This is a genomic window from Bacillus sp. H1a (assembly GCF_000633475.1).
GTDB lineage: Bacteria > Bacillota > Bacilli > Bacillales > Bacillaceae_G > Bacillus_A > Bacillus_A paramycoides.
On the sequence record NZ_AYMH01000020.1, the window covers coordinates 109,341 to 121,431 of the forward strand.

The following is a 12,091-nucleotide window of genomic DNA, read 5'->3' on the forward strand; positions in this document are numbered from 1 at the left end:
TTAAATATATGCGAATGGTAAAAATCAGCAGGGGATGGCATAATATTGGTTAGAAACTGATTACAGAGATAAGATGTTTTTAGTAAATATCGCTTCATGTTTATGTAAAGAACTTACATGTATATTTTTCCATTAAACTCCTATCTAAGTAGGAAAAATAGTGGGTACGATATGAAAGATTTCCTCGTAAATTACAACCTCACTTTAGCTTCTTCTCTAGTCTTTCGCATAATTTAACTTGTGTTCTATTTCTTGTATCAGGTATAATATGGCTAAGTAGCTTAGTACGGGTATGCTTAGCAAAATTGGAAAAAATTATGATTTAATGAAATTTTCATATCATATCGAATAAGATATTTGATTTATATAATGAAAGAGAGGTGAAACCTGGTTTAAAAAATAAACAAGGACATGATATCGCATAACGGTAAGGACATTCGTCTTGGACGGTGAATATATGGTGGTTGTAGAGTTTCCCCTGGTGTCTCTGCAATTTTAGTGAAATCAGTGTTTGCAAGATTTTTAAACCAGGCAACAACATGAAGAGAAAAGAGAATGAGTCTGTTAAAGTATTTGCTCTTGGCGGAGTAGGTGAAATCGGAAAAAACATGTACTGTGTTGAAATTGATTCTGAAATCTTTATTGTAGATGCAGGATTGATGTTCCCGGGAGATGAAATGTTTGGGATTGATATTGTTATTCCTGACATTACATATTTAGTAGAAAATCAAGAGCGAGTAAAAGGACTATTTATAACTCACGGTCATGAAGATCATATCGGTGGAATTGTTTATGTACTTCGTAAATTATCTATTCCAGTATATGCGACGAAATTAACGGTAGGACTTATACAAGAAAAGCTTGGCGAAGCAGGAATGTTAGGCCGTGTAGACTTAAAAACAATTGACTCGAATTCAACTGTTGAGTTTAATTCAACAACTGTGTCATTCTTTGGAACGACACATAGTATTCCGGATTCTGTTGGTGTTTGTTTCCATACATCAAAAGGTGCTGTAGTGTATACAGGAGATTTTAAATTTGATCAAACTCCAATCGGAAATAGTGGAGCGGATCTTGGGAAAATGGCTCAAATCGGAAATGAAGGCGTACTGTGCTTATTATCTGATAGTACAAATGCTGAACGTCCTGGCTATACTGGTTCGGAAAAAGAAGTTGGTATAGAGATTTCAAAAGTGTTCTATAGTGCAGAAGGTCGCCTTATTGTTGCTTCATTTGCATCGAATGTACATCGCATTCAACAAGTATTTGATGCAGCTGCCGAAACAGGACGAAAAGTAGCGGTAGTAGGACGTAGCATGGTAAAAGTGGTAGACATTGCAAGACGTCTTGGTTATTTAGATGTTCCAGAAGGTATGATTATTTCATTACAAGAAGTAGACAATTTCCCGGAGAAAAAGGTAGCAATTTTAACGACAGGTAGTCAAGGTGAGCCGATGGCAGCCCTTTCTAGAATGGCGAAGCAAGCTCATAAACAAATTTCAATTCGTAAAGGTGATACGGTTATTATTGCAGCTTCTCCAATTCCAGGAAATGAAATATCTGTATCGAAAATCATTGATTTGTTATTTAGAGCTGGAGCTGAAGTTGTTTACTACGGTGAAAGAAAAGTTCACGTTTCAGGTCACGGTAGCCAAGAAGAATTAAAACTGATGTTAAACTTAATGAAGCCGAAGTATTTTGTACCCGTACATGGTGAGTTCCGTATGCAAAAAGCACATGCATATTTAGCGGAAGATGTAGGTATTGCGAGAGAGAATATCTTTATCGTAGAAAAAGGTGATGTAATTGCTTTTGGCGACGATGAAGCAAACTTAGTCGGTAAAGTGCAAGCTGGAAATGTTTTAATTGATGGATTAGGTGTGGGCGACGTTGGTAACATTGTTCTTCGAGATAGAAAGATGTTATCTCAAGATGGAATTTTAGTTGTCGTTGTGACACTTGGTAAAGATGAAAAGAAAATCATCTCTGGTCCAGAAATTATTTCACGTGGTTTCGTATACGTTCGTGAATCAGAAGCATTAATCGAACGATCTACAGATATTGTACGTATGATTGTTGAACAATCAATTAAAGAGTATACAATTGAATGGTCTATGTTGAAACAAAATATTCGTGAATTATTAGGGCAGTTCTTGTACGAAGAAACGAAGAGAAAGCCAATGATTTTACCGATTATTATGGAAGTATAAAGAAGATCACCTTTACAGGTGATCTTTTTCTTTTTTAACCCTATCGAATGAAATTTATAACTTAAGAAATAATAGTTATATACGAGTGAAAGGGGATGCGATATGACAGAACGTGATCGTTATACAAATGAAGAAAAGGAAGCTGAGCCGAAAGAAGCTTCTATAGTGGAGAAAATTCAACAGCTTGGACAAACGAATGTACCACAAATGAATGAAGCACGTATTCATTGTTTAACAATCGTTGGACAGGTGGAAGGTCATGTTCAGTTGCCGCCGCAAAATAAAACAACAAAATATGAGCACATCATTCCGCAAATTGTCGCGATTGAACAAAATCCGAAAATTGAAGGCTTGCTCTTAATATTAAATACAGTTGGAGGTGACGTTGAAGCTGGGCTAGCAATTTCTGAAATGGTGGCTTCGCTTTCGAAACCAACTGTATCTCTTGTTTTAGGAGGAGGGCATTCAATTGGTGTACCGATAGCTGTCTCGACTGACTATTCATTTATTGCCGAAACAGCTACGATGACAATTCATCCAATTCGTTTAACAGGTCTTGTTATAGGTGTGCCGCAAACATTTGAGTATTTGGATAAAATGCAAGAAAGAGTCATTCGATTTGTGACAAAGCATTCGAAAGTAACAGAAGATCGCTTTAAAGAACTTATGTTTGCGAAAGGGAATTTGACACGAGATATTGGGACAAATGTAATTGGTGGAGATGCAGTGAAGTATGGTCTTATAGATGATGTCGGTGGTATTGGGAGTGCACTTCGAAAATTAAACGAATTAATTGATGCGCGCATGGACGATCATACAGAAGGGACAATGCTACAATGATCTTATATACAATTATGCCAGAACAACTTGTATATCCGGCCGATTATTCACAGTGCGAAAGCCAAAAAGTTGTAAATATAAACGGTGTAGAATTAATGGTCTCTGAAGAGGGTCATCAATGTTATTCTATTGTACGGGTGTTAAGTACGAATCCATCTCACTACTTAGAATTTGAGCCTGGGCAGAAAATAACCTTTTAGTAAAAAGAAGGATTTTGTTTAGAAGCTATGGTATAATATAAAAAACAAGACGGTTGAGCAGCCATGAGTAGGCTGCTTTCTTCTGTTTATTTAACATTTTACAAGAAGTGTAAAAATAGAAGATATAAAGACCTGAAAAATAGAGAGAAAGACATATAAGTAGAGCTTTTTTATAAGGAAGTTGTACTTAATTTTAGAACATGAGGTGAAGAAATGGCAAAACAAAAGCAAAGAGGGACGAAGGCAAAGGCAAGACGTACGATAAAGCCAACTTTGTATTATGAAATCGTCGGTTTGACTCTTTTTGCACTTTCAATTATTACGATTTTACAGCTAGGTGTTGTAGGGAAATCGTTTGTGTTGTTTTTTCGCTTCTTCTTTGGTGAGTGGTACATAATTGGTGTGTTAGGTGTAATAGCTTTATCAGTTGCGTTCGTCATAAAGCGTGGGTGGCCGAACCTTTTAAATAAACGGCTAATTGGTGTTTATTTAATTGTATTATCGATATTAATGTTTAGTCATATTACATTATTTAATCTTCTTACAAAAGATGGAGCAGTGCAAAATACATCTGTTATTGTTAGTACAAAAGATAACTTCTTTCTTGAAATGAAAAAGGGTCCAGATAGCGTTCATTTAGGCGGTGGTATGTTTGGTGCGCTTATGTTTGCAACATGCTACTTCTTATTTGATGAAGTAGGAGCATATATCATTGGAATTATTTTAGTTATCCTCGGAATACTTTGTATAACAAATAAGCATATTGGAGAAGTGCTTGCTCCAGTAGGAAGAATACTTAGAAGTCAATTTCAAGTGATGCAAGGGGATTATAAAGATTGGAGATCTAAAAGGGTCGCCGAGCAAACTGAAAAGAAAAAAACAACAAGAAGCACGCGCCGTGAACGTGTTGCCGAACAAGAAGAAGATATTGAGCCGGTAGAAGAAATAGAAATTGGTCCACCAATTATTTCGAATTTTACTGAGAATTATCCAATAAGTGAAGAGACGGAAAAGCGTATTGAAGAAGAGAACGAAAATGATTCAATTACATCTCCGTTTATTGAAGAAGCAGTTCCGCCTACGCCAGTAGAGCAACCGCAAAAGAAACGAGGAGAAAAAATCGTTGAATCGCTAGAAAGTGAAACGAAAGCGCCACCTATGCAATTTTCTAATGTGGAAAATAAAGATTATAAGCTTCCTGCTCTTGATATATTAAAATTTCCAAAGAATAAACAACTTACAAATGAAAATGCGGAAATTTATGAGAATGCTCGTAAATTGGAACGTACATTCCAAAGTTTTGGTGTGAAAGCGAAAGTAACAAAAGTACATAGAGGTCCTGCAGTTACGAAGTATGAAGTGTACCCTGATATGGGAGTAAAGGTAAGTAAAATTGTTAGTTTAAGTGATGATTTAGCACTTGCTTTAGCTGCGAAAGATATTCGTATTGAAGCGCCTATTCCCGGGAAATCAGCTGTAGGGATTGAGGTTCCGAATTCAGAAGTTTCTATGGTAACGCTTAGAGAAGTTCTAGATTCAAAGGCGAATAACCATCCAGAAGAGAAGTTATTAATCGGTCTTGGACGTGATATTACCGGTGAAGCTGTGTTGGCACGTTTGAATAAAATGCCTCATTTACTAGTGGCTGGTGCAACTGGTAGCGGAAAGAGTGTATGTATTAATGGAATTATCGTTAGTATTTTAATGCGTGCGAAACCGCATGAAGTAAAATTAATGATGATTGACCCGAAAATGGTAGAGTTAAATGTATATAACGGGGTTCCGCACTTATTAACACCAGTTGTAACTGATCCGAAAAAAGCGTCACAAGCATTAAAAAAAGTTGTGAGTGAAATGGAACGTCGTTATGAGTTATTTGCGCATAGTGGAACGCGTAATATTGAAGGGTATAACGATTATATTAAAGAACATAATAGCCAATCAGAAGCGAAACAACCTGAATTGCCATATATTGTAGTAATTGTGGACGAGTTAGCTGATTTAATGATGGTGGCTTCTTCTGATGTAGAAGATGCAATTATGCGTTTAGCGCAAATGGCACGTGCTGCTGGTATTCATTTAATTATTGCGACACAACGTCCGTCAGTTGACGTTATTACGGGTGTTATTAAGGCGAATATTCCATCACGTATTGCATTTGCTGTATCTTCCCAAACAGATTCTCGGACGATTCTTGATGGTGGTGGTGCTGAGAAATTGCTAGGTCGTGGAGATATGTTGTTCATACCAATTGGTGCATCGAAACCTGTTCGTGTACAAGGGGCATTTTTATCTGATGATGAAGTTGAGAGAGTCGTAGAATATGTTGTTGCACAACAAAAAGCGCAATATCAAGAGGATATGATTCCACAAGATGTTCCTGAAACAAGACAGGAAGTAGAAGATGAATTGTATGATGAAGCAGTTCAGCTTGTAGTAGAAATGCAAACAGCATCTGTTTCTATGTTACAACGTAGATTTAGAGTAGGATATACGCGAGCGGCTCGTTTAATTGATGCCATGGAAATGAATGGTGTAGTAGGTCCTTATGAAGGTAGTAAACCGAGAGAAGTGCTCATTAAAGATGTACAAGAAAAAAGTTCTTAAAAAAAGCCTAATTGTTTTTACAATTAGGCTTTTTTTATATGCTGTTTCTGTTATATACTATAGTCAGTAATTAAGAAAGGGCTTACATTTGAGAGTGTCCTTTAGAATACGAATGCTTTTTATTAAGTTTTTTTAAATGTTCGATATTCAATGTAGAAAAGTGTTGAATTATGTTGACACATATGGGAGCAAGTGGTACGATTACTTCGAAAAGAATCACTGCCTCATATAATCTTGGAGATAAGGTCCATAAGTTTCTACCTGGCAACCATGAATTGCTAGACTATGAGGGGAAAAGTGTGTAACAAAGGATGTAAGGGATCTTTGTGCCGAACTTTTTCTCGATATGAGGAATGTTTATGGTGCAAAGTTTTTTTTATGCGATAAAGAGTGAAAATTTCATTTTGAAAAATTATTAATATTTATTCGACAATTATGCTTATTTTTAGTATGTAGTAATTTATACTATGTTGTAAGTTGAAAAAAGAGAAAAGAAGTCTTACATCAGAGGTCGAATAATTGAAATGCGGGGGAGTCTTATGTCAGTAAAATCGGATAGTCGTCACCTATATTTACGGGTGATTGATCACATCAAAGAAAAAATTAAAGATGGTGCTTACAAAGAAAAACAAAAGCTACCTTCAGAGTTTGATCTAGCGAAAGAACTTGGTGTAAGTAGGGCAACTTTAAGGGAAGCATTGCGTATTTTAGAAGAAGAAAATGTTGTTATTCGTAGACATGGTGTAGGGACATTTGTAAATGCGAAGCCACTATTCTCTTCTGGCATAGAGCAACTTTCTAGTATTACAGATATGATTTCTAGTGTGGGGAAAACACCAGGAACAATCTTCTTATCATCATCTACAACAACTTTAACAGAAGAAGAAAAAGAGAAGTTTAATAGTGAAGATGGATTTAGTGCAGTCATGATTGAGCGTGTTCGTACAGCAGATGGGGAACCTGTTGTGTACTGTATCGATAAGTTAGCGAAAGAGATACTACCAGATTTATCGGGATACAATGAGGAATCATTGCTTACAGTCATACATAATAACACGCACAAGCGTATCACATACGCAGTTGCTCACATTGAGCCAATAGGTTATCATCCGAAAATTTCACCGATTTTAGAATGTGAGCCTGAAACGGCACTGCTAGTTTTAAAGCAAATGCACTATGATCAAAATGATGAGCCAATCTTATATTCTATTAATTACTTTAGAGCTGACAAGTTTAGCTTCCACGTATTAAGAAAACGTATGTAGGTAAGTTCCTTTTTAGGGAGGTGACAGCAAGAAGTAGGGGACAGCAGCGTATAAAAAATAGACATATCATTTCAGGAGGGGTTTCTAGTATGAAGAAAAAAACAGGTCTTTTATTATCGTTAACGTTAGCGGCAAGTGCAGTGTTAGGTGCATGTGGTAATTCGGATAAGGTGAGTAGTGATAAAAAGAGTGATAAAGACTTTAAAGTTGGTTTGGTAACAGATGTTGGGGGCGTTGATGATAAGTCATTTAACCAATCTTCTTGGGAAGGGTTACAAAAGTTTGGTAAAGATAATGGCTTAAAAGAAAAGACAAATTATCGTTATCTTCAGTCTGAAAAAGAAGCTGATTATATTCCGAATTTAAAAAAATTCTCAAAAGATAAATATGATTTAACTTTCGGAATTGGTTATAAATTAGAGGGTGCAATTAAAGAAGTGGCAAAAGAATCTCCGAAACAACAATTTGCAATCGTAGATACTGTTGTAGATGCACCGAATGTAACAAGTATTACATTTAAAGATCATGAAGGATCATTCCTTGTAGGTGCTGTAGCAGCTATGTCAACAAAATCGAATAAAGTAGGATTTGTTGGTGGAATGAAGAGTGATTTAATTAGTAAATTCGAAAATGGATTTAAAGCTGGGGCAAAGGCAGTAAATCCAAATATTGAAATCGTATCTGAATATGCAGAAGCATTCGATAAACCTGAAAAAGGTACAGTTCTTGCATCAGCAATGTACGGTCAAGGTGTAGATGTTATTTATCATGCTGCTGGTGGTACTGGTAACGGTGTATTCACTGAAGCGAAAAACCGTAAGAAAAAAGGTGAAAATGTTTGGGTAATTGGTGTTGACCGTGACCAAAATCAAGAAGGTATGCCTGAAAATGTAACGTTAACTTCAATGGTAAAACGCGTTGATATCGCTGTAGAAAAAGTAGCGAAAGAAGCGAAAGACGGCAAGTTAAAAGGCGGTAAAGTAGAAGCGTTTGGTTTAAAAGATGAGGGTATTGGTATTGCAAAAACAACTGACAATGTGAAAAAAGTTAACCCTGAAATTTTAACAAAAGTAGAAGAGTTTGAAAAGAAAATTACAGATGGTGAAATTAAAGTGCCAGCTACAGATAAAGAGTATAAAGAATATGAAGCTTCTCTAAAAAAATAATAGAGAAATAGCAAAGGTTAGTTCATAGAACTAACCTTTGTATGTATAAAACTTCCGAATTGCTTAATAAGTTAATAGTGTAATAGGGGAATGTTCCCTGTTAAAAGGAGGAACACAATGGAATACGTAATTGAGATGAATAACATTACGAAAGTATTCCCAGGCATTGTAGCGAATGATGATATTACGCTGCAAGTAAAGCGGGGAGAAATACATGCTTTACTTGGAGAAAATGGTGCAGGGAAATCCACATTGATGAATGTACTATTTGGTTTGTACCAACCAGAACAAGGTGAAATTAAAATTAAAGGAAATTCTGTAAAAATTACAAATCCGAATATAGCAAATGACCTTGGGATTGGAATGGTCCATCAGCACTTTATGCTTGTTCATAATTTTACAGTTACAGAGAATATTATTCTCGGAAATGAACCGAAGAAAAAAGGGAAAATTGCTGTTGAGGAAGCTGCGAAAGAAATTAAACAATTATCTGAACAGTACGGCTTAGCTGTTGATCCAAATGCGAAGATTGAAGATATTTCGGTTGGGATGCAGCAAAGGGTTGAAATATTAAAAACACTTTATCGCGGTGCAGAGATTTTAATATTTGATGAGCCGACTGCGGTGTTAACTCCCCAAGAAATTCATGAACTTATTCAAATTATGAAAAAGCTTGTGCAAGAAGGAAAATCTATCATTCTTATTACTCATAAATTGAAAGAAATTATGGAAGTTTGCGATCGCTGTACGATTATTCGTAAAGGAAAAGGGATTGGAACTGTTGACGTTGCAAATACGGATGAACATAAACTTGCAGAATTAATGGTCGGACGTCAAGTGAATTTTAAAACAGAAAAAATAGACGCTACGCCAAAAGAAGAAGTACTTTCTATTGCAAATCTTGTTGTTCAAGATGCACGCCAATTACCTGCTGTAAAAGGCCTTGACTTAACTGTTCGTGCGGGGGAAATTGTTGGTATTGCAGGGATCGATGGAAATGGACAAAGCGAATTAATAGAAGCAATTACTGGTTTACGAAAAGTTGAGTCAGGTTCTATTGCAATTAAAGGTAAAGAAATAACGAATTGGCCTGTTCGAAGAATTACAGAAGAAGGAATTGGTCATATTCCAGAAGACCGTCATAAGCACGGACTAGTTCTTGATTTTTCTGTTAGAGACAATATAGTTTTGCAAACGTACTATAAAAATCCATTTTCAAAGAAGGGGATTTTAAATTTCAGCAAAATCACAGAAAAAGCAAAGGCACTCATTGAACAATTTGATGTACGTACACCCGGTGAACAAACGCTAGCACGCGCTCTATCTGGAGGTAATCAACAAAAAGCGATTATTGCACGTGAAGTAGATCGTAATCCGGATTTATTAATTGCAGCACAGCCAACACGTGGTTTAGATGTAGGTGCGATTGAATTTATTCATAAAAAATTAATTGAGCAGAGAGATAATGGTAAGGCAGTATTGCTCCTATCTTTAGAGCTGGATGAAATTTTAAATGTAAGTGATCGAGTTGCTGTTATATATGAAGGGAAAATTGTAGCAATTGTTGATGCGAAAGAAACGAACGAACAACAGCTTGGATTATTGATGGCTGGAGGAACAAAGAAAGAGCAGGTGGGTACAAATGACTAAAAAACTTTTAACAGAGCGAACGATAAATATTTTAGTCCCAGTACTATCCGTTATTTTTGGTTTAATTGTTGGAGCGATTGTAATGTTGGTTAGTGGCTATGATCCAATTGTTGGTTATAGTGCACTTTGGACAGGTATGTTTGGTAGTGCAAGCGCGATTGGTGAGACGCTTCGCACTATGATACCACTTATTCTTGCTGGATTATCGGTGGCATTTGCATTTCGTACAGGTTTATTTAATATCGGGGTAGAGGGTCAATTGTTAGTTGGTTGGCTTGCGGCGGTTTGGTTCGGTTATGCAGTTTCCCTACCAGCTTTTCTTCATATTCCATTATCTATTTTATTTGCAGCATTGGTAGGCGGAATATGGGGATTCATTCCTGGGTATTTAAAAGGAAAGTTTCAAGTTAATGAAGTTATTGTAACAATTATGATGAACTATATCGCGTTATATGTAACATATGACATTATTAAGCGTTTCTTACATGCGGGTAATGATAAAACGTACGACATTAAAGAGAGTGCATCACTATCTTCAGATTGGCTTGCTTCCATTACTGATGGTTCACGCCTTCACTGGGGAATCATTGTAGCAATTTTAATAGCTATCTTAATGTGGTTCTTATTAGACCGAACAACTTTAGGCTATGAATTAAAGTCGGTAGGGTTTAATCAAAATGCTTCTCAATATGCAGGTATGAAAGTTTCCCGTAATGTAGTATTCTCCATGACAATTGCTGGTGCATTTGCGGGGATTGGTGGAGCAATGGAAGGGTTAGGAACATTCCAAAGTATGACAGCGATGTCTTCGTTTACAGGAGTAGGATTTGACGGGATTGCTGTAGCATTACTTGGAGGAAATAACCCGTTTGGTATTATTCTTTCAGCATTATTATTTGGTGGTTTGAAAAGTGCTTCCCCTCAAATGAACTTTGAGGCAGACGTACCATCAGAGCTAATTAATGTAATTATTGCATGTATCATCTTCTTTGTTGCATGTAGTTATGTTTTAAGATGGGCGCTTACACGCATGAGCAAGGAGGGGAAATAAATGAGCTTTTTAGATATATTAGCCATTCTTGTAACTGGGACGTTATATACATCAGCGCCTATAATTTTTACAGCATTAGGTGGTGTATTTAGTGAACGATCGGGTGTTGTAAATATCGGGTTAGAAGGACTAATGCTATTTGGTGCATTTATTGGAGTTGTTACAAACCTATTAATGGGTGATACTTGGGGAACGATGACCCCATGGATTGCGTTATTATTTGCGGCAATTGGTGGTGGATTATTCGCATTACTTCATGCGTTAGCATCTATTACATTCCGAGCTGATCAAGTTGTAAGTGGTGTAGCGATTAACTTCTTATCTCTTGGCTTAACAGTATTTGCAATCAAGAAAATTTTTGATAAAGGGCAAACTGACTTTATTCAGTACCGTATCGAAAAGATTGACATTCCAGGTCTTTCAGATATTCCAGTTATCGGAAAAGTATTCTTCTCAAACGTACCAATAACGTCGTATATTGCCATTATTTTAGCATTTGTTGTTTGGTATGTTATTTATAAAACACCGTTCGGTCTTCGATTACGTGCTGTTGGTGAACATCCAATGGCAGCGGATACGATGGGGATTAATGTATATAAAATGCGTTATATAGCCGTTTGTATATCAGGAGTGTTTGCTGGGATTGGTGGAGCGATTTTTGCAATGTCAATTTCTAATAACTTCTCAGGGGCAACTATTACAGGACAAGGTTTCTTAGCTTTAGCTGCTATGATCTTTGGGAAGTGGAACCCACTAGGTGCGCTAGGTGCAGCTCTATTCTTTGGTTTTGCACAATCTCTTAGTGTAACAGGTGGAACCATTCCTGTATTAGATCAAATTCCAAGTGTTTTATTAACGATATTACCGTATGTATTCACAATATTAGCACTTGTTGGTTTTGTAGGTCGATCTGAAGCTCCGAAAGCATTAGGAACGCCTTATGAAAAAGGAAAACGATGAGTATTTAGAAAGTATAAGAAAAGCTCGCACATTAGTGCGGGCTTTTTTACATAGAATATATTTAATACGGGATTTTAATATGTTCCTTACATATTAAAGTTTTTAGAATGAGTCATATGTAAACATAATAAGGAAGAAAAGT

The 12,091-nt window shown here is 36.4% G+C and carries 9 protein-coding genes and 1 riboswitch; all 9 genes read left to right on the forward strand.

What is annotated here, in order from left to right:
* Positions 1-539 precede the first annotated feature (539 nt).
* The 9 genes from U860_RS0109730 (at position 540) to U860_RS0109770 (ending at position 11,949) form a co-directional block, all read left to right on the forward strand.
* The gene (locus U860_RS0109730; RefSeq protein WP_025148357.1) at positions 540-2,210 is read left to right on the forward strand and encodes a ribonuclease J; all 1,671 of its coding nucleotides are present in this window, start codon (positions 540-542) and stop codon (positions 2,208-2,210) included.
* A 102-nt stretch (positions 2,211-2,312) separates the two neighbouring features.
* On the forward strand, positions 2,313-3,050 hold the full coding sequence (gene tepA / locus U860_RS0109735) for a translocation-enhancing protein TepA (protein WP_025148358.1): 738 nt from the start codon (positions 2,313-2,315) through the stop codon (positions 3,048-3,050).
* A complete protein-coding gene (locus U860_RS0109740) occupies positions 3,047-3,250 on the forward strand; it encodes a YlzJ-like family protein (RefSeq protein ID WP_025148359.1) in 204 nt (67 codons plus the stop codon). The genes tepA and U860_RS0109740 overlap by 4 nt, the downstream gene beginning before the upstream one ends.
* A 213-nt stretch (positions 3,251-3,463) precedes the next feature.
* Positions 3,464-5,857: a DNA translocase FtsK gene (locus U860_RS0109745; protein WP_025148360.1), complete on the forward strand. Its 2,394-nt coding sequence runs from the start codon at positions 3,464-3,466 to the stop codon at positions 5,855-5,857.
* 204 nt (positions 5,858-6,061) lie between these two features.
* A riboswitch (purine riboswitch) is annotated at positions 6,062-6,163 on the forward strand.
* Between the two features lie 233 nt (positions 6,164-6,396).
* A complete protein-coding gene (locus tag U860_RS0109750; protein WP_025148361.1) occupies positions 6,397-7,122 on the forward strand; it encodes a GntR family transcriptional regulator in 726 nt (241 codons plus the stop codon).
* A gap of 89 nt (positions 7,123-7,211) precedes the next feature.
* Positions 7,212-8,288, forward strand: a complete 1,077-nt coding sequence (locus U860_RS0109755; RefSeq protein WP_025148362.1) for a BMP family ABC transporter substrate-binding protein — start codon at positions 7,212-7,214, stop codon at positions 8,286-8,288.
* A 117-nt stretch (positions 8,289-8,405) separates the two neighbouring features.
* The gene (locus U860_RS0109760; RefSeq protein ID WP_025148363.1) at positions 8,406-9,938 is read left to right on the forward strand and encodes an ABC transporter ATP-binding protein; all 1,533 of its coding nucleotides are present in this window, start codon (positions 8,406-8,408) and stop codon (positions 9,936-9,938) included.
* Positions 9,931-10,989: an ABC transporter permease gene (locus tag U860_RS0109765; RefSeq protein WP_025148364.1), complete on the forward strand. Its 1,059-nt coding sequence runs from the start codon at positions 9,931-9,933 to the stop codon at positions 10,987-10,989. The genes U860_RS0109760 and U860_RS0109765 overlap by 8 nt, the downstream gene beginning before the upstream one ends.
* Positions 10,990-11,949, forward strand: coding sequence for an ABC transporter permease (locus U860_RS0109770; RefSeq protein ID WP_025148365.1), 960 nt, complete (start codon positions 10,990-10,992; stop codon positions 11,947-11,949).
* The last annotated feature ends 142 nt before the right edge of the window (positions 11,950-12,091 follow it).